The organism is Kribbella pittospori (assembly GCF_004331465.1).
Taxonomy (GTDB): Bacteria; Actinomycetota; Actinomycetes; order Propionibacteriales; family Kribbellaceae; genus Kribbella; species Kribbella pittospori.
This window is the reverse complement of the sequence record NZ_SJKB01000020.1, coordinates 22,428-39,911: the sequence shown is the minus strand read 5'-3', so window position 1 is coordinate 39,911 and position 17,484 is coordinate 22,428. Positions and strand designations below refer to the sequence as shown.

The 17,484-nt window shown below is 67.6% G+C and carries 17 protein-coding genes; 9 read left to right on the top strand and 8 right to left on the bottom strand.

The annotated features are described in order from the left end of the window. Positions 1-8: 8 nt before the first annotated feature. Complete coding sequence (locus tag E0H73_RS39440) at positions 9-1,409, bottom strand: hypothetical protein (protein ID WP_238164567.1); 1,401 nt, start codon at positions 1,407-1,409, stop codon at positions 9-11. Between E0H73_RS39440 and E0H73_RS39435 the strand changes: the two genes are divergently transcribed. Then, positions 1,393-4,137, top strand: a complete 2,745-nt coding sequence (locus E0H73_RS39435) for an ATP-binding protein (protein ID WP_202867789.1) — start codon at positions 1,393-1,395, stop codon at positions 4,135-4,137. The genes E0H73_RS39440 and E0H73_RS39435 overlap by 17 nt on opposite strands. Positions 4,138-4,218: 81 nt before the next feature. After that, positions 4,219-5,241 (top strand): Gfo/Idh/MocA family protein, encoded by a 1,023-nt coding sequence (locus tag E0H73_RS39430; RefSeq protein ID WP_131365360.1) that lies wholly within the window; start codon positions 4,219-4,221, stop codon positions 5,239-5,241. A gap of 24 nt (positions 5,242-5,265) precedes the next feature. Here the strand turns inward: E0H73_RS39430 and E0H73_RS39425 are convergent, their stop codons facing one another. Further along, positions 5,266-5,748 carry a DUF7144 family membrane protein gene (locus E0H73_RS39425; protein WP_131365358.1) on the bottom strand — a complete coding sequence of 161 codons (483 nt, stop codon included), beginning with the start codon at positions 5,746-5,748 and terminating at the stop codon, positions 5,266-5,268. Between the two features lie 269 nt (positions 5,749-6,017). Here E0H73_RS39425 and lhgO point away from each other — a divergent pair, with 269 nt between their 5' ends. Beyond that, a complete protein-coding gene (gene lhgO, locus E0H73_RS39420; protein ID WP_131365356.1) occupies positions 6,018-7,211 on the top strand; it encodes an L-2-hydroxyglutarate oxidase in 1,194 nt (397 codons plus the stop codon). A 10-nt stretch (positions 7,212-7,221) separates the two neighbouring features. On the opposite strand, the gene E0H73_RS39415 is transcribed toward lhgO, so the two are convergent. Both E0H73_RS39415 and E0H73_RS39410 read right to left on the bottom strand, forming a co-directional pair. After that, positions 7,222-7,674, bottom strand: a complete 453-nt coding sequence (locus E0H73_RS39415) for a hypothetical protein (RefSeq protein ID WP_131365354.1) — start codon at positions 7,672-7,674, stop codon at positions 7,222-7,224. Positions 7,675-7,716: 42 nt separating this feature from the next. Beyond that, entirely contained in the window at positions 7,717-8,322 is a 606-nt protein-coding gene (locus E0H73_RS39410; RefSeq protein WP_420323451.1) for a TetR/AcrR family transcriptional regulator, read from the bottom strand. A gap of 90 nt (positions 8,323-8,412) precedes the next feature. Between E0H73_RS39410 and E0H73_RS39405 the strand changes: the two genes are divergently transcribed. The 3 genes from E0H73_RS39405 (at position 8,413) to E0H73_RS39395 (ending at position 11,126) form a co-directional block, all read left to right on the top strand. Beyond that, the gene (locus E0H73_RS39405) at positions 8,413-9,378 is read left to right on the top strand and encodes an alpha/beta fold hydrolase (protein WP_131365350.1); all 966 of its coding nucleotides are present in this window, start codon (positions 8,413-8,415) and stop codon (positions 9,376-9,378) included. After that, a complete protein-coding gene (locus tag E0H73_RS39400; RefSeq protein ID WP_131365348.1) occupies positions 9,375-10,181 on the top strand; it encodes a class I SAM-dependent methyltransferase in 807 nt (268 codons plus the stop codon). Before E0H73_RS39405 ends, E0H73_RS39400 begins: the two co-directional genes overlap by 4 nt. A 111-nt stretch (positions 10,182-10,292) precedes the next feature. Next, a complete protein-coding gene (locus E0H73_RS39395; protein ID WP_165556004.1) occupies positions 10,293-11,126 on the top strand; it encodes a YhjD/YihY/BrkB family envelope integrity protein in 834 nt (277 codons plus the stop codon). A gap of 7 nt (positions 11,127-11,133) precedes the next feature. Here the strand turns inward: E0H73_RS39395 and E0H73_RS39390 are convergent, their stop codons facing one another. Together E0H73_RS39390 and E0H73_RS39385 are read right to left on the bottom strand one after the other, a co-directional pair. Further along, positions 11,134-11,802, bottom strand: a complete 669-nt coding sequence (locus E0H73_RS39390) for a neutral zinc metallopeptidase (protein WP_131365344.1) — start codon at positions 11,800-11,802, stop codon at positions 11,134-11,136. Positions 11,803-11,855: 53 nt separating this feature from the next. Beyond that, positions 11,856-12,236 (bottom strand): SHOCT domain-containing protein, encoded by a 381-nt coding sequence (locus tag E0H73_RS39385; RefSeq protein ID WP_131365342.1) that lies wholly within the window; start codon positions 12,234-12,236, stop codon positions 11,856-11,858. 240 nt (positions 12,237-12,476) lie between these two features. On the opposite strand from E0H73_RS39385, the gene E0H73_RS39380 reads away from it, so the two are divergent. Further along, positions 12,477-13,829 carry a hypothetical protein gene (locus E0H73_RS39380; RefSeq protein ID WP_131365340.1) on the top strand — a complete coding sequence of 451 codons (1,353 nt, stop codon included), beginning with the start codon at positions 12,477-12,479 and terminating at the stop codon, positions 13,827-13,829. On the opposite strand, the gene E0H73_RS39375 is transcribed toward E0H73_RS39380, so the two are convergent. Beyond that, positions 13,830-14,759, bottom strand: a complete 930-nt coding sequence (locus E0H73_RS39375) for a haloacid dehalogenase-like hydrolase (RefSeq protein ID WP_131365338.1) — start codon at positions 14,757-14,759, stop codon at positions 13,830-13,832. A 153-nt stretch (positions 14,760-14,912) separates the two neighbouring features. Between E0H73_RS39375 and E0H73_RS39370 the strand changes: the two genes are divergently transcribed. Continuing rightward, positions 14,913-15,677 carry a carbohydrate deacetylase gene (locus E0H73_RS39370; RefSeq protein WP_131365336.1) on the top strand — a complete coding sequence of 255 codons (765 nt, stop codon included), beginning with the start codon at positions 14,913-14,915 and terminating at the stop codon, positions 15,675-15,677. Here the strand turns inward: E0H73_RS39370 and E0H73_RS39365 are convergent. Next, positions 15,667-16,590 (bottom strand): RNA polymerase subunit sigma-70, encoded by a 924-nt coding sequence (locus tag E0H73_RS39365; RefSeq protein ID WP_131365334.1) that lies wholly within the window; start codon positions 16,588-16,590, stop codon positions 15,667-15,669. The genes E0H73_RS39370 and E0H73_RS39365 overlap by 11 nt on opposite strands. 113 nt (positions 16,591-16,703) lie before the next feature. On the opposite strand from E0H73_RS39365, the gene E0H73_RS39360 reads away from it, so the two are divergent. Beyond that, complete coding sequence (locus tag E0H73_RS39360; RefSeq protein WP_131365332.1) at positions 16,704-17,477, top strand: DUF899 family protein; 774 nt, start codon at positions 16,704-16,706, stop codon at positions 17,475-17,477. Positions 17,478-17,484 lie beyond the last annotated feature (7 nt).

The following is a 17,484-nucleotide window of genomic DNA, read 5'->3' as shown; positions in this document are numbered from 1 at the left end:
GTGTGCGTTCAGCTGAGAAAGGTGAGCGCGCGTTTGGCCCAGTCGAGTTTCTCGTCGGCCCAGCTGAGGATGTCGAGGGTTAGGGTGACGTTGTCGGGTGGGCGTTGGACCAGGGTGTCTAGGCGGATCAGGCGGTCGAAGTCGACGTTGACGGGGTCCGGACGCGCCGCGCCGGTCGGGGTGGTGAAGGGGACGCCGGCGAGGCGGAGGATGTTGATCGTTTCCTGGGCGAGGATGCCGTAGGCGACCGTGGTCGGATGGACGCCGTCGAGGGAGAAGAGGCCGCCGGCCGCGCGTCCGCCGTGCCCGTCACTGGCGAGGTACCGCGAGTCGACGACGGGCTGCAGCGCTCTCAGAGCGGGCGGCAGTGGGTACGGCGTCCACCAGTCCGGGCGCGCATTGGGGTCGGTGATGAAGCGGCGGGAAGCCATCCGGTCGAGCAGGCCGGCGGCGTCCAGCAGGTACCAGTCGCGGTTTCCTTTGCGGGCCGCGCGTACGGCGTCCTCGATGGTCTGGTTGAACATGTCGATCGCGACATCCACCGCGAACGCTTCCGGGCCGGTGATGGACTTGTCCTTGCGCGGGTCGAAGTCCGCGTCGCGCACCCACGGTCTGGTGTAGTGCGGGAAGTACCGCGAACCCGGCTGGATCTTGGTGCCGATGCCCCGGCTGATCGGCGGGATCGTCACATGCGGGACGGTGCAGAGGACGACGTGCCGAGCATGGATCTTCTTGATCTCCTCGACGATCTCCGCGAACTCGGCGGCGAAATGACTTGGTTGCCAGACCGTGTACTGCTCCTTCTTGCCGAGGTCGCGATAGTCGTCACCGCTCCAGCCGACGCGTAGCTGGGTCACGCATTTCAGCGCGTTGTTGGCGCCCAGAAAGACGATCAAGGTTTCGATACCGCACTCGGAATCATCTTTCTCGTCTCCCAGTTTGGCCGCGGTCTGGAAGAGAGTCAGCTTCCGATCGTCGTCCGACCCGTTCGGATAGACGGACAGGGCGGCTCGATCGTTGTGGTTCTGCACGATCTGGTGAATCCGATCGTCGCGGGGCGAGCCGATCCGTGCCGCGCAGGCGTCATAGGTCTTCTGGAGCGCGTCGCGCAGATCCCAGCCGTAGACCGCAAGGGCGTGGTTGTACCCGCTGGTCTTCGCCACGTGACTCCCGTCGCCACGTTCGTAGTAGTCCTCGAGCTTGCCCATCCACGACCTGGCCGCGAACAGCGCCAGCGGTACTTCGAAGAGGTTCAGCTCGGCGCCGAACCGGTCCGCCAACTCACGAAGAAGAAGCTCCATGTTCAACGGCAGACCGCCGTACCCGGGATAACGCGGATAACGGAACTTGTCGAGCCAGCCCAGCTCGTACGCGATGATGGCCGGATACGAGATGTCGGTGTTGAACACCGCCCCACTCTGGAACCCGTGCGTCAACGAATCTCCGATCGCCACCAGCCGATGCTTAGGCGTCCCACTCCGCTTCGCCAACTTGATATCAGGCACTCCGACAGTCGCATCGAACTGCGGCACCCTCGGCTCCTTCTTCGACCGATCCTTGACCTCCTTAGGAGCGTTATCCGCAACAGAAATCTCCCCTGAAGCTGGCATCGTTTCCCCCTGGAGCAGCCTTCTTCAGACACTGATCCGCACCCAAGACACTTGTCAACGACTCGTCGGGAAAGTGGGGGGCTACGCTTCGATCGTGGGGGTCGGAGGGCATCCCTGGGGTGGAGAGCAGCGGTTCGGCGATGTACTGCGTCGTTACCGCACCTTGGCAGGTCTGTCTCAGCAAGCGCTTGCTCAGCAGAGCGGACTCAGTCGCCGGGGGATTGCGGATCTCGAGCGTGGCGCGCGGAACTCTCCCTACCCGGATACCGCACGGCGGTTGGCCGATGCGTTGCGACTGACCTCGCCTGACCGCGCAGTGTTCATGGCAGCGTGCCGCCGCGGCGACGCACCAGCGCGCTACACGTTGCCGATCGAGCCGGCGCCGATCGTCGGACGGCAGGCCGAGCTCGACGAGCTGGTACGGCGTGCCGAGACTGCGCGACTCCTGACACTCACCGGCCCCGGAGGGGTCGGAAAGACCAGGCTCGCTCTCGAGCTCGCGCGACGAACGGAGCCGGCGTATGTCGATGGTGCCGTGATCGTCGCACTTGCACCGGTGGCCGACGACACCGTCGTAGCGGCGACGGTGGCCACGGCGCTCGGCGTGACCTTGAGACCTGGCGAGTCAGCAGAGGAATGCGTGCGCGAACACCTTCGTTCGAGGCAGGTTCTGCTCCTGCTGGACAACTGTGAACACATGGTGGTGGCGTGTGCGCAGCTGACAGACAGGCTCCTTCGCGATGCGCCAGGTCTGCGGGTCCTGGCCACAAGCCGCGAGCAGCTGCGGATCCCCGGCGAGACTGTATGGGTTGTGCCGCCGCTGACCGCCGGCGACGCTGTGGAACTGTTGAGTCGGCAGGCGCGTAACGCCGGGGCAGCAGCGTTCACGCGAGACGAGCTGCTGCTGGTCGGCGAGGTTTGCGACCGCCTGGAAGGCCTTCCGTTGGCGATAGAGCTGACCGCTGCGCACATTCCGGCGCTTGGTGTCGCTCAGGTCGCTGAGCTTCTCACTGATCGGCTCGACTTCTTGGCGCGGGGGAGCCGGGTGGATCCGCCGCGGCACCGCACGTTGCGCGCGGCACTTGACTGGAGCTTCGCGCTGCTCGACCCCACCGAGCAGAAGGTGATGGTGCAGCTGGCCAGCTTCAGGGGCGGCTGGAGCCTGGAGGGAGCGCGGGCCGTCTGCGCCCGGGGCGACATCTCACGGGCAGCGCTTGTCGGTGCTCTGGAGGGCCTGGTCGAGAAGTCGCTCGTCGCGGTCGAGGACGCAGGCGACGTACGCCGCTATCGCTTCCTGGAGACCATTCGTGAGTATGCCGCCGAGCACCTCGACGCGACACATGACGCCGAGGTCACTCGCGATCGCCACGTGAAGCACTTCCTGATGCTGGCCGAGGACGGCGCGGTGACCAGGCTGGGCATTCGATACCCCCAGGACATGGCCCGGCTGCGCCTCGAGCATGCCAACCTACGCGCAGCCCTGCGGTGGTTGCTCGACGGACACCGGATCGACGAGGGCTTGCGGCTTTGCCAGGCTCTCGGTGGATTCTGGCTGTCCCAGGGATTCCTGGCCGAGGGCGACGAGTGGTTCGCGCGGTTCCTCGATCGCGCCGCCGGCCGGCCTTCGCCCATGGTCGCCGCGGGTCTTCATTCGTGGGGCCGGCTCGCTGAGTACGCCGGTGATCTCGACCGTGCGATGGAACTCTTCGAACGGAGCCGGACCATCAGCAGCACCGTCAATGACCGGACGATCTGGGCCCGGGCGTGTTGTGGTCTCGGCGATCTTGCCCTGCATCACAGCGGGTACGCCGAGGCAGTCGCGCTGTACAAGTCTGCGGTCGAGGCTGCGCGCGACGCCGGGAGCGTTCCCGAGGAGGCGCAGGCGCTGCTGTGTCTGGGACGCGCGACGAGTTTGATGGGCGATCCGGAACAGTCGATGGGATGGCTGGAGCAAGCGCTTGTGCTCGAGCGGCAGCTCGGGGATGGGTGGGGTATCGCCTACGCATTGAACGAAACGGCGCAGCAGGCCCGCAGAGCCGGCCGGCTCGAACAGGCGCGCAGGCTCCTCGAGGAATGCCACGTGCTGTGGCGCCAGGCGGGGACGCGCATGGGTGAGCGTGCCGCGCTGATGAATCTGGCACTCGTGACGCTAGAACTGGGAGACGTCCGGAGGGCGGCCGAGCTCGCAGGTGACAGTCTCGAGGTCAGCCAGGAGGTCGGGGACGACGGCTCGACAGCGTCGGTCCGCTGCATCGAGATCGCCGCGCAGACCGTCGCCGCACGCGGAGCGATGTCGACCGCGGTGTGTCTGACCGCGATCGCGAGTGAGCGTCGAGCCGGCCTCGGCGCTCCGCGGCCGTCGATCGAGGAGGCGGAGATCTCACGACTCGTGGTGCGAGCCCGCGAGCAGCTTGGCGAGTCGGGCTTCGAGGCAGCCTGGTCGCGCGGCCTCGGCGTACCGATCGCAGACGCTGTCGACCTGGCAGCCGAAGGACTCACCGCGAGCCTGGAAACCTCCGAGCACTGACTGCGCACCGAGTGCGTACATCGTGCACATCGATACTCACCGCCGCAGTACCTAGCGTGAAGGCAGGGAAGGGAGGCCCTCATGGAGCCTTTGAGGACGGCAGTTGTCGGATGTGGTTTCCACGGGACGAACCTGGCGCGAGCCGTCGTACGCTCCGATCACCTCGAACTCGTGGCAGGTGTCGATCCGGACACGCTCGCCGCGCGGGCGGTGGCGGCGCTGAGCGGAGGGGCCAGCGCCCACCCGTCGGTTGGCGAGTTGCTGAACGCCGAAGACGTCGACGCCGTACTGATCGCGACGCCGCACGATGCACTCGCTCCCACGGCGTTGGCGGCGATCCGCGCCGGCAAGAACGTCATGATCGAGAAGCCGATGGCGCTCACCGAGGAGCAGGGCAAGGAGGTCGAGTTCGCGGCCGCGAGCGCCGGGGTGACGTGCATGGTCGGGTACTCCTTCCGCTACGGGATGGCGCGACACGTGTCGGATCTGCTCGCACAGGGTGCGGTCGGTGAGGTTCGCGCGATCACTGGCGCCATCGGGACCGGCGCCATGGACGATGGCTGGGTCGCGCGTCCGGAGTCCGGTGGTGGTCCGATGCTGTACGTCGGCTGTCACCTGATCGACCTGGCTCTTTGGTTCATGGGCGAGGAGCCGACCAGCGTCTCCGCAACGGTTCACGATCGAGCGGACAGTGGAGTGGACGAGACCTCGGCCCTGACTCTGGGGTTCACGGATCGACGGCTTGCACAGTTCCTGGTGACGCAACAGGCCCCGGGCTTCTTCTACGACCTCCGGATCGTCGGCAGCTCGGGGTTCGTCGCTCTCCGCGGCCGGAACTTCGTGCAGTTCGACGTCGAGGTCCAGAGCGAGACTCTCGAGGCCTATCGGGACCCGACGATCATCCGGCCGGCAATGCAAGGCGACCACATCACGATGATGCTGATGCCTGAGCTCACGGAGTTCGCGGCAGCGGTCGCCGATGGACGACCACCGGCCATCACCGCCACCGACGGCCGGAGCGTTCTCCGCGTCATCGACGCCGTCCGCCAGAGCTCACACAGCCGGCGAGCTGTGGAGCTCACACCAACGCTCACTGCCTACTGACGGCAGTTTGAGCGGCCAGGGCTCTCAAGCACGGGGTGGGGAGCCCTGGGGGTCGGCGTTGGAGAATTCGGGGCCTTCCAGGGCGCTCCAGGGGGCGTCGCCTACGCCTCCGAGGCTGTCTCGTACGTCGGACCAGCGGGCGGTGAGGGCGTACAGGACGATGACGTCCAGGGCGATCATCAGGATGGCCCAGACCGGGTAGGCGTTGAGCCACGCGATCTGCGTGACCGCGTGCAGGCTGACGACCACGATCCCGGCGATCCGGGACCAGGCGGCTCCGGTCAGCAGGGCGCCGCCGATGGGCATGAGGAGCAGCCCGGAGATCAGGACGACCCAGCCCCAGGCGGTCACGTTCACGATGACGAGTCTGTCCCGCTCGATTCCCAGCCGCTCGTCGGTGAGCAGGGCGGTGAGCCCGTGGATCACGTTGATGAGGCCCTCCACCATGAGCAACGCGCCGGCGAAAACGACGAAGCCGGCCAGCCTCTTCCCACTGTGCTCAGCCATGTCTGCCCACTCCTCTCCCTGCGTCCGCCGGCCGCAACCAGCAGCGGACCGCACCTGGATGCTCTCCCTCCGCCCCTGCCCAGCGCCTCACCCCACCCGGATGAGTCACGAGCACCCGGCGGCCGGTTGTTGGGTGACGACAACCCAGTTGAGCGCTGCCATGCGAGCTGAACACTTAGTGTGACTGTGACGGATCACCGGCTCGCGGGCTGTATCTCGGGGGCGGGTCGGCGGTTCTTTTGTCGGGGATGTCTAGGTAGGGAGGGCTGATGGGGTCAGCGGTCGTGGTTGGTGGGGGTGTGGTGGGGCTGGCGGTGGCGCGGGCTTTGCAGCGGCTGGATCCGGGTACGCCGGTTGTGGTGCTGGAGAAGGAGTCGGCGGTTGCGGCCCATCAGACGGGGCATAACTCCGGGGTCATTCACTCGGGGTTGTACTACAAGCCTGGATCGCTGAAGGCTCGGCTGGCGGTTGCCGGTGGGGTGGCGTTGCGGGAGTTCTGCGAGGCCAAGGACATTCCCGTGGATGTGCCCGGGAAGCTCGTGGTCGCCACCAGCGAGGCTGAGATGGTGCAGCTCGACCGGCTGTTCGACCGGGGCCATGACAACGGCGTGCCGGTACGGCGGCTGACCCTCGACGAGGTCAGGGAGCGCGAACCGCACCTCCGCGTGAGGGGCGCGCTGGCCGTCGATTCGACCGGACGTGTGGACTTCAAGCTGGTGTCGCGTGCGCTGGCCGACGACGTTCGGGCGGAGGGAGGCGAGATCCGCACCGGCGTGACGGTCACCTCGGTTCAGAGCGCCGGCTCGGTCGTGCGGGTGCAGACGACGGACGAGGTGATCGAGGCGGATCGGGTCGCGGTCTGCGCCGGCCTGCACAGCGATCGGCTCGCGCGGGCCTCGGGTCTCGAGCCGGGCGTACGGATCCTGCCGTTCCGCGGTGAGTACAGCGAAATCGTGCCGGAGCGTGACTATCTGGTGAAGGGACTGGTCTATCCGGTGCCCGACCCGGATCTGCCGTTCCTGGGAGTGCACCTGACCCGCGGCATCGAAGACACGGTGCACATCGGGCCGAACGCCGTACCGGCGCTGGCTCGGGAGGGCTACCGCTGGAAGAACATCGTGCCGAAGGACCTGTGGGAGTCGTTGACGTACCGCGGCTCCTGGCGGCTCGCGCGGCGGTACGGCAAGACCGGAGCGCAGGAGTTTCTGCGCTCGCTCACCGGCAAGGCCCTGGTCAGAGCAGCGCAGCGGATGTTGCCTGACTTGCAGGTGGCCGACGTACGGCGGGCAGGCTCTGGCGTCCGTGCTCAGGCGGTGACGAAGCAGGGACAACTCGTCGACGACTTCCTGTTCCTCCGTGACGGCCGGACCCTGCACGTCCTCAACGCGCCGTCGCCGGCCGCCACAGCATGCCTACCGATCGGCGAACACATCGCCCAGGAACTCTGCGGCCGCCGAGCCTGAAGGGCGCACGTTACGCGAGGAAATCGACGCGGTGTTCGCGGCCGCCGAAGCTGAACGTGTCGCCGACTCCCAGCCCCTTCAGCGACGCGTAGAGCGGTGAATCGGAGGAGAGACCCTCGTACGTGACGCCGTCGCACTCGAACGCTTCAGCCACCACCCCGACGACGTACCGGTCCCCGTCGAAGCCGACGAGTGCGCCTGGCGCCACGGCAGTCTTGACCCCGAAGTCGAGGCCCTTGATCTGGGCCAGGATCCGCTTCTGCCGATCCTCGACGTCATCGAGCAGCCCGCCCAGGTCAGCGGCCTCGCCGGACTGGGACAGGTCGTCGACCGAGTCCGCCACGTCGGAGTCCAGCATCGCGGCGGAGTCGTGCTCCGCCACACTCGCCTGCGACGACCGGAGCCCGGCTTCGGCCTGAGCGATCAGCGCATCCTTGACGCGCTGCTTGGCATCCCCATCCATCACGGCCTCCAGACCTACGTTCCTGCCAGCCTAACGCGGCCGTTACGTGAGACTGTTGGCGATGAAAGCCAGGCTGAGGCCCTCGATCTGGCGGAGATCGGGCGCGTCGCGAAGCGGCCCTTGGCCGGTGAGTACGGCGGTTCCGTGGACGATGGACCAGATGGGGTACTCGATGCCCTCGCGCCGCTGCGGATCGAGGACGCCGGCCTCCACCAGTTCGTCCAACGCGTCGCGCAGCAGACCCAGTGGAGTGCGGTCGTTATAGCCGTGCTGCTGCGGCACAGCGAATGCCGTGGCGAACAGCCCTGGCTCCTCATGCGCGAATCGCAGGTACGCCGTTCCGATCGCGCCCAGCCGGCGTTGGGCCGCACCGGGATTCCCGCGCTTGCCGCGGATGCGAGCGATGTCGGCGTCCATGCGGTCGGCCAACTCGTTCATGGCCACGGTGCAGACCTCGGCGAGTAGCTCGTCGCGGTCGGCGAAATGCCGGTAGGCGGCGTTGGGTACGACGCCGACGATCCGGGTCGCCTCGCGCAGTACGACCGCGTCAGGACCGCCCGTGCGAGCCAGTTCGACTCCGGCCGCGACCAGGCCGGCGCGTACGTCGCCTCGCGGCCGCCGCCGCGACCGTGGTGCTTCCTCGTCGATGCTCACCGGCTCAGGTTATCAATGTGGACACTGTCCACCAAACCGAGCTAATGTGGACGGTGTCCACATAACTGCGAGGGAGGGCTCCTGATGGAGACGACTACCGACACGCCGTGGTTGACCGCGGACGCATGGTTCGCCGGCGGGCAGCGAATCTGGTACGACGCGAAGTCCGCACGTGTACTCACCGAGCCGAGGCCCGGTGTACTGAAGGTCTTCGAGCGCGCGACGCCCACCACCAAGGATGCGACGTGGCTGACGATGTTGCCCGGATTCCCGGACGGCTCGTACGGCTGGGCCCAGGTGGATCGCCTGCTCCCCGCCAAGCTGGGTCCACGCCTGTACGTCGACCCCGTCGGCCAAGGCGATTCGGACAAGCCCAAGCGCTACCCGCATTCCACGGTCGGACGAGCCGATCTCGTCGAGGCTCTCTGGCGGCACCACGGCGTACGTCGTACCGTCGTGGTCACGTTCGACTACAGCTCACTGACCCTGCTGGAACTCCTGCGCCGCAAGAGCCGGCCAGAGATCACCGCGGTCTTCATGGTGAACGGCGGTCTGTTCGCCGACGCGCATACGCACCCCTGGCAAGGCACTCCGATGCTCAGATCACCGCTCGGTGCCCTCGGCGCACGGAGCTTGCAACGCTCGTTCCCCGCATTCATCCGGGGCTGGAAGCAGGCCCGCATGTACTCCCGCAACTACAATCCGACAGAAACCGAACTCAAGGAACTCTGGTCGGCAGTGGTCCGTCGCGACGGAGCAAGGTTCCTCCACGACGGCGCCGGCTTCGTCAAGGAACACCGCCGCAACGCGACCCGCTGGGACTTCGCCGCGATCGCCCGGGAACTGAACGGCACAGTGCCCCTGTACGTCGGCGGCAGCACGGAAGACCCGTACGAGCATCGCCAGATCACGGCCACCCGGGAAAGGGTGCCCGAAGCCCGCATCATCACTTTCCCAGGCGGCCACCTGACCACCAGCGAACACCCGGACCTCCTGGCCGACGCGATCGCGGACATCGGGTCCTGCCACGGAGTGGAGGAAATGGCATGACCGACGCCATCCCGGCCCAGTACGTCACCGGCAAATCGCGGGCAGCCATCGAGCAGGCCCTCGTTGCCGCAGGCAAAGACCTGGACGGGCTCGAGGCCGCCGATCTCGCGCTGCTCGAGGACTACCACACCGGCGGACGACTCGTGACCGCCCAGCTGGTGGACCTGGTCGACCTCACGCCGGACAGTGAGGTGCTCGACGCCGGCACAGGCATCGGAGGAACCGCACGCTACCTCGCGGGCCATTCAGGCTGCGTCGTGACGGCGGTCGACCTGTCCGAGGAGTACTGCGAGACCGCCCGCTGGCTGAACGGTCTCGTCGGGCTGGACGACCGGATCGCCGTACGGCAGGGGGATGTGACCGCGCTGCCCTTCGACGACGCGTCGTTCGATGCCGTGTTCAGCCAGCATGTCCAGATGAACGTGGCCGCCAAGGACCGTCTCTATCAGGAGGCGAGGCGGGTTCTGAGGGCCGGCGGTCAGCTCGCCGTGTGGGACATCGCCGCCGGCGACGAGCGTGAACTCGACTACCCGTTGCCGTGGGCCGACGTACCCGAGCACACCCATCTGAGTACGCCGGCTGCCCTGCGTACCGCGATCGAGTCGGCCGGATTCACCGTCGAGCACTGGACGGATCGGACCGAGCAAGTCGGCGCCCTGATGCGAGCGATGCAGTCGCTTCCACCGAGCCCCCTCGGGCTGCACGCGTTCGTCCCCAACTTCCGCGAGCGCGTGAAGAACCTCACCGAAGGGCTGTCCGACGGCCGGCTCAGAGCCATCCAGGCGGTCGCCAGGGGACGGTAGCCCGTCCTCACCCGCCAGGGAGGTGTACGGCGTCAGCGGTCGCGCCTAGCGTCGTAGGTCCGTGATGCGTGTGCCCCGGGGGAGCGGTGCGATGGGTGGGAGTTGGGACCCGTGGTGAAGCGGTTGGCCGAGCATCCACTGGTCCTGCGGGTGGTGCAGGTCATACGGCGGAGCGTCGTCTGGCGGATCGTGGTCTCGGCGATCGAGATCAGGTTCTACGACCGGGCGCTGACGCTGGCGGGGCAGGCCTTCATCGCGCTGATTCCGCTGATGATCGTGCTGGCGACGTTGGTCAGCAGTTCCGACTCGCTGGCCATCGGTGACTGGCTGATTGACAGGTTCTCGCTGACCGGCCCGTCCGCGGATGCAGTGCGGTCCTTGTTCGGACAGCCGCCGGCCGGCTCAGGCGGTCTGACCTTCCTGAGCGTGATCACCATCCTGGTCTCCTCGAGCAGCTTCGCGCGATCGGTCCAGCGGACCTATGAAGTCGCGTGGAATCTGCCGGCTCGAGGGCTGCGCAGGACGATCAACGGCCTCGAGGGTGCCTTCCTCATCCTGATCGCGCTGATCCTGCTGGGCTACCTGGCGAGCCTGGCCAATGACCTGCCGGGCGGCCTGCTCCTCACCGTGATCGCTCAGACTTGTGCGGCGGTTCCGGCGTGGTGGCTCGCCAGCCGGCTGCTGCTGAGCGGGCGGGTCTCCTGGCGCCTGCTGTTCCCGGGCGCCGTCGTCAGCGCGGTGGCTCAGGTGGCCGTCACCTCGGCGGGTGCCGTGTACGTACCGCACCTGATCGAGCGCAACACAGAGCGGTACGGCGTGATCGGCGTGGCGATCGCGCTCATCTCCTGGCTCGTCGTACTCGCTCTGCTCGTCGTCGCCTCTGCAGTCGTCGGCGCCCAGCTCGGTGCGGCCCTCGCGGAGCACGACGAACGCCGTACCCGATAGAGCCGACTCAGGCGCAGGCCGACACACCTCCCTGTACTCCGGTGTTGAAGGCTGACGTCCGCTCCTGAGCGTTGCCGTGGTCGCTCTCGTTGGTCCAGGGGTAGTCGTCGGCGACAGCGGCCAGGGTCTTGGCGAGTTCCTCGCTGTCGCCGGGCTCGATCTCGATCAGCCCGTCGTTCGCTGCGCCCTGGAGCGCGGCTCCGGCCAGGCAGTCCGCCTGCAGTTCCGCCTGGACGGACACCTGATCCCGGTTGAGTCTGGCCTGGATCGCGTGGCCCCACTCGTGGGCGATGATCAGGTAGACCCAGGCGTCCCCGATCTGGCTGTAGCCGGCCTCCATCAACTGCTCGTCCCACGCGAGGAAGTCGCCCGGCCCGCAGTAGAACGCGTTGAACGGCACCGACGGTTCTCCTCCACACCGCGGTCCGTTCGCACCGACGTAGCCGCCCTCCACCCGAGGACTCTGGTAAGCCTTGCCGAACTGCTCGGCGAAGTGCGTGCGCCAGAAGGTGTCCACCGCTTTGACGGCGGCCTGCTCGTCCGCGCGCATGTCCTGGGGATCGACCGGCGCCGTGGTGCCGGTGCTCTCAGCCTCTGCCGTTGTGGTGGTCGCTTCGGCCGGAGGTGCTGGTGCCGACGTCGGCGTACCGCAGGCGACTGCGAGGACCGCGACCATGGTCGCGAATCCACTGAGCCTGAGGAGTCGGAGCACCGGGTCGACAGCTGTCTCTAGGCGAGGGCCTTGGCCTTCAGCGTGTCGAACTCCGTCTGGGTGATCGTGCCCGCGGTGAGGAGTTGCTGGGCCTTGTCGATCTGCTCGGCCGGCGACGACGTGGACCCGGCGACCGACTTGATGTACTCGTCCTGCGCGGCCTTCGCACTTCCCCAGGCCGCCGCCGAACGCTCGGCCATGCCCTTGCCACGGGCGATCAGGTAGACCAGCGCGGTCACCAGCGGGAAGAAGACCAGACAGATCACCCAGATGGCCTTGACCCATCCCGAGAGGCCCTTGTCGCGGAAGATGTCCGTGATGATGTGGAACAACACCATCAGGTACGCGACGAACGCGAATGTGACGATGATGAACCAGATGACGTCCCAGAAACTCATGACTGCATCCCTTCGCTGTCGCGCCGATCAGTGGCTGCCGGCGACGTATCGAACATCTGGCCCCGCGGCCTCCGCGTGTTCCTTCCGGACCACGGTCGCGGTCCGGCGGCCGTCTGGGATCACCCGGGGTGGATGAGCTCCGGACCGGACCGTGGATCGGCGACGGGCTCACCCGGCGCGGGGGAGGAAGGCACCGCCCCGGCTGGTCAGGCTCGAGTTGTCGAGACACGGAGGCGGTTCATGAGCGACGCGTTCGGGAGACCAGCCGGCGGATCGACCTCGGACGGGGACGCCTCGGCAGGCGGCCTGACGGTTGACGAACGGGCCGAGCTCGAGCGGTTGCGGGCGCAGGTGGCGGCCCGGCGGCGCCGGATCGGCTGGCGGTCGCCGCTGGCGGTGGTGCTGATCCTGGTCGGCTGCGTGCTGATGCCGCTGTCCGTGGTCGGTGTCTGGGCCCGCAACCAGGTGACCGACACCGATCGCTTCGTCGCGAACGTGACCCCGCTGGCGGCTGACCCCGGCGTCCAGAACGCTGTCGCCGACCGGGTCACCGCCCAGATCTTCGGGTACGTCGACGTGGCCGCGCTCACCCGGCAGACGGTGGACGTGCTGGCCGAACGCGGGCTGCCGCCGCTCGTCGCGAACCAGCTCCGCGGGCTGGCCGGGCCGCTCGCCAACGCGATCCGCGGTTTCGTCCGGGGCAAGGTCGGCGAGGTTGTCTCCAGTGACACCTTCCAGGGCGCGTGGGTGACCGCCGTACGCGTCGCGCACCAGCAGATGGTGGCAGCGCTGAGCGGTGAGGGGACCCAGTCGGTCAGCGTCAGCCAGGGAGTGGTGAGTATCGACCTCGGGCCGTTCGTGGCGGCGGCCAAACAGAGTCTGGTCTCGGCCGGCTTCACGGCGGCGGAACGGGTGCCGAACATCAGTCCTCAGTTCGAGGTGTTCTCCTCGCGTGACCTGGCCCGGGCGCAGGACGCCTACCGGCTGCTCGAACGAGTCGGTACGGCGCTGCCCTTCGTCGCCATCGGCCTGATCCTGCTCGGCGTGTACGTCGCCCCCGGCCACCGCCGGGCTTTGGTCGGTGCAGGGCTCGGCGTGGCCGCATCGATGCTCCTGCTCGGAATCGTGATCGCTCTGCTGCGCACGGCGTACCTCGATCGGATTCCCGACAATGTGTCGGCGACCACCGCGGCGTCGGTGTTCGACACCCTGGTCCGGTTCATCCGGGCCGGGCTGCGGATGGTCCTGGTGTTCGGCCTGGTCGTTGCCGCGGCAGCCTTCTTCTCCGGGCCCTCGGCAACTGCGGTCCGGACCCGGCACGGTTTCCGCACCGGGATCGGCTGGCTGCGCGAGCACAGCGAGACGGTCGGTCTGCGCACCGGCCCGGTCGGCACGTGGGTGCACGCCAACCTGACCATCCTGCGGCTCGCGCTGGTCGCGCTGGCCGGACTTATCTTCGTGTTCATCGACCGGCCGACCGGGAAGGACGTACTGGTGCTGGCGGCTCTCCTGCTGGTGGCGCTGGCGATCCTCGAGTTCCTGGCCAGACCTCCACACCCCGCGGCTGCGCCGACTCCGACCGGCCCCGGCTGATCAAGCGAAGACGGTGGTCCAGTCGTTCTTCACGCTGACCACGGTCCAGCCCTGGTCACCAGCCCGCTCGAGCGCACGCTCCGCACCGGCGACGTAGTCGAACTCCCGCTCGGCATCGTCGTGCAGCACGATCAATCTGAGCGCCGGCCGGGCCGGGCCGCCGGCGAAGTTCAGCATCGGGATGTCGCCGTTCGCGTTGCCACCCGCCAGCACCGGCCGGCGACCCACCCGGCTCCAGATCCGCACCGGCTTCTCCGGACCATCGTCGAAGACGTCCAGACCGGCCTTGTACATGACCGCGCTGCCGTGCTCGTCCTCGACGTACTGCAGCCCGAAGCTGCTGCCGATCACGCGGTCCGGCGGAATGCCGTACAGCGGCACGGCGGCCGGCCGCATGAAGTCCCGGTCGCCGCCGGAAGCGATGTACGTGCTGAACCCGTTGTCCTCCAGGTACCGGAGCAACTCGACCATCGGCTGGAAGGTGCACTCGCGGTACGGGCGCTTGAGTGTTGGATGCGCGGCGCTCGCCAGGAACTCCTCCACCTCGCTGGCGTACTTCTCGACGTTCATCCCGCCGAACGCCTGCTGCACGCCGCCGAGCAGCACCTTCAGGTCGCTGTCGTCACCGTTGTAGTGCTTGACCAACGCCTGGCTGAGCCAGTCGAAGTCGTGCGTGTACGCCGCCTGCCACGGCTGCCGGTCGCGCAGCGCCGGGTCCTGGTCGGCCATGGCCGCGAAGCGCTTCAGGATGAAGCCGACCTGGATCGGCATCGGCTTCTCGCACCACAGTGTGCCGTCGTTGTCGAACACCGCGACCCGCTCGTCCACGGGGACGAACTCGCTCGAGGTCTCGTCGCCGATCCGCGCGACGAAGTCCCGGATGGCGTCCTTGGCCGCACCCTCCCGCCAGGACTCCAGGTGTTCGTTCATGATGGCCCCCTCCGAAGCCGCAGACTGCCCGGTTCTGACAGCGGTCGGCATCACCCACCGGGGATGACTGCCCTGTCACTGGTGCGATGAGTCGTTGTCCGAGGTGCGGGGTACGGTCGTCCTCGGGTTCGTTCGCTGATCTGAGGAGTGCGCGTGGCTGGTGACATCAGGCTCATTGTTCAAGGTGACGACTTCGGTATGTGTCATGCCGTCAACGTCGGCACGATCCAGGCGTTCCGGGAGGGGATCCTGACGCAGGCCTCGACCATGGCCGCGTGCCCCTGGTTCACCGAGGCCGCGGCGTTGGCGCGTGAGTCCGGGATTCCGCTCGGCGTGCATCAGACCCTGACCTGCGAATGGAACTTCCTGCGGTGGCGACCGCTGACCAACGGAGCCTCGCTGGTCGGTGATGACGGGACGTTCCTCCGTACGGTCGATGCGGCGCAGGCGTCCATCACCCATGACGACTCCGTCCGCGAGCTGTCCGCCCAGGTGGCGAAGTTCGCCGCGGAAGGGCTCTCGATCGACTATCTGGACGTCCACATGGGTCAGTCCGCAGAAGAGTCGGCGTACGACGAGGTCTCGAACGCTGCCGGCAAGCCGTTCATCTACGGCCCGGTGGAGTCGCAGCGATTCGCCTCGATCGTGACCTTGAGCGACCGGGAGGCGGACGGCAAGAAGGCGTGGATGCTCGACCACATTGCCGGCTTGACGCCCGGCGTGCACCTCTTGGTCACGCACTGCGCCGCCGCCCATCCGGAGCTCGCGGCGATGACCTCGCCCGGCACGTACACCTACCGATGGGCCGAGGAGTACCGGCTGTCGGATCAGGAGATCGTGACCGACCCGGAGATCCGCAAGGCGATCGAGGAGCGGGGGATCGAGTTGGTGTCGATGCGCAACGCGTTCACCGACTGACAGCCGGTACGGCGGGCGGCATGCCGAAGGCGGCCACGTGGTGTGGACCGACGAAGGCGTTGCTCTCCACGATCCGGCCGTTCTCGATGGTGAGGACATCGACGACCAACGCGTCGTACTGATCGCTGCCGGGGCTGCGCAGATAGCAGATCAGGGCAGGGCGGCCGTTGGCGGCGGACGGGAACGTTCGCCAGTCCAGCGGCCTGGTCAGGAACTCGGCGACGGCATCGATCCCGATGACCGGTGCATCCGGCGGCATCGTGATGCGTACGTCGTCGGCCAGCAGCTCCCGGAGACTGGCTGGATCGGTCGCTGCCGCGTACCGGCGCAGGATCTCCTCGTCCTCGGCGGTCAACGCCGGTCGGCGCCACTGCCGCGGATCACCCGGAGCGTGCCGGCGAATCGTCCGCCGGGCGCGCTGGATCAGACTGTTCACCGCAGGCACCGCTAGGTCGAGGGCGTCGGCGATCTCGGCCGCCGTCCAGCCCGACACGTCGCGGAGGACGAACGCCGCCCGCTGCCGTGCAGGCAGGTACATCAGCGCGGCGATCAGCGCTAGCTCGACCGTCTCCCGCGCCTCCAGACCGGACTGGGGATCCTCGCTCGGCACGGAGTCGGGATACGGGCCGATGTCGGTGCACCACTCCAGTGGATCGCCCGCCGGTACGCTCCGCCGTGCCGCCGCCTTGTGGTGGTCGAGATAGACGTTGGTGGAGATCCGGTAGAGCCAGGTCCGGATCGCAGCCCGGCCTTCGTACTGCGCACGAGAGCGCCAGGCGCGGAGGAAGGTTTCCTGCACCAGGTCGTCCGCATCGGTGACGTTGCCTGCGAGCCGGTAGCAGTGCGCGTGCAGTGAGCGCCGGTGCTCGTCGAACGCATCGCGGAACCGGTCGTCGGCTGCAGCGCTCGTCATGCGGCTCACCGTACCAACGCCGCCGTCGACGAACTGGACGAAAGAAAGTGCGATGACGATTCGCCGGGTCGCTCGTCCAACCTTCTGACAGCACCAACCGAAAGGACGATGCCATGACCGAAGCGACCGCCACGCCACCGATCGTCGACCGGGAGACCTTCCTCCGCGAACGCCGAGGGCTGCTCGCCCGCGACAAGGCCCACACCCGGGAGGGCGACGCGATCGCCGCGGCCCGGCGCCGGTTGCCGATGACCGAGGTCGACAAGTCGGCGACCTTGATCGGCGAGCACGGGCCGGTCTCGTTGTTGGACGTGTTCGACGGCCGCGACCAACTCATCGCCTACAAGCACATGTGGCACACCGGCAAGGGGATCGAAGGTCAGTGCGAGGGATGCACCGCGTCGATCTTCGACGTTCACGATGCCAGCTATCTGAACCATCGCGGAGTGTCGTTCGCGGTGTTCTGCGCCGGACCGTGGGAGGAGATCGTCCCGTTCCGCGAGTTCATGGGCTACACCCTGCCGTGGTACTCGATGGCCGGCGTCGAAGACCTCGGGGTCGGGCCGGGCCTCCTGGACGAGCCCGGCAACATCGCCTGTTACCTACGGGTCGACGATCGGGTCTTCCTGACCCACGAGACGATCGGCCGGGGTGTCGAGACGATCATGACGCAGGCTCACCTGCTCGATCTGACGGTGTACGGCCGTCAGGAACAGTGGGAGGACTCACCGGCGGGCTGGCCGCAGGACCGGACCTACACCTGGTGGGCCAAGGACGGCCGCCCGGTCCCGCAGTGGACCAGGCCGGGCGCCGTACGGCGTGACGAAGCCGCCGGCGAGCCGCAGGGTCATTGCTGTGGACAACCAGCGTCAGAACCGGGGCAATGACAGCAAG